The following is an 883-nucleotide window of genomic DNA, read 5'->3' as shown; positions in this document are numbered from 1 at the left end:
GTGACCGCATCGACCGCGACCCCGGACCGCACCGTGGCCGACCGCGCGCCGAACGCGCACCCAACGCCGGCTGACCAGCCGGACCAAGCCGGCCACGGCCACGCCAGCGACCGCCCCACCACGATCACCCACACCGTGCAGCCCGGCGAGACCCTCTGGTCGATCGCGCACGCCCACCTCGGATCCGGCCAGCAATACCCCGAGATCGTCGAGCTGAACCGCACCGTCCTGGGCGACGACCCCGGATTCCTGCCTGCCGGCGCGACCCTGCGGCTGCCCGCCCCGGACCGGGACACGGCGCACCGGCCCGAGGCCGCGTCGGAACGGCCGACCCACACCGCCACCGTGCAGCCCGGGGACACCCTCTGGCAGATCGCCCAGGACGAGCTCGGCGACGCCACCCGATACCCGCAGATCGCCGCCGCATCGCGGGACACGGTACAACCCGGCGGAGCACACCTGACCGACCCCGACGTCATCGACGTCGGCTGGACCCTCACCATCCCCGACACCGCTCAACGGACTGAACCCGCGATCCGCCACGCCGGCGGAGCCCGCGAACCCGACATCCACCAGGCAGAGCCAGAGGCACCTCAAGCCGCGACCCGGCCCGACGCTGAGCACACGGTTACCAAGAACGCCGCGCCGGCGGACACGTCCGCCACCGACGCCAGCACGGCGCAGCGTCTGGCGCCAGCAACAGCCGAACTGGGGGCGACGGCGGGCGCTGCAGCCACGGCCGCGCTCCGCGATACGCAGGATCCCGGCCCGACCACCCAGCACACCCTAATGAGAGTTACCGGCTCGGCCCGTTGAGGCAGACTCGGTGACAGGTAGCTGCCAGTTGGTGAGCACTCGTGCGCCCAGGATCTCTTCCGAGTCC

The 883-nt window shown here is 72.5% G+C and carries 1 protein-coding gene; it reads left to right on the top strand.

What is annotated here, in order from left to right:
- Positions 1-816, top strand: an 816-nt coding sequence (locus tag FRW57_RS22220; protein WP_162529477.1) for a LysM peptidoglycan-binding domain-containing protein, incomplete at its 5' end; no start/stop codon positions are given.
- Positions 817-883: the final 67 nt, after the last annotated feature.

Source organism: Segeticoccus rhizosphaerae (assembly GCF_009192725.1).
Lineage (GTDB): Bacteria > Actinomycetota > Actinomycetes > Actinomycetales > Dermatophilaceae > Segeticoccus > Segeticoccus rhizosphaerae.
This window is presented reverse-complemented; position numbering and strand designations above follow the sequence as displayed.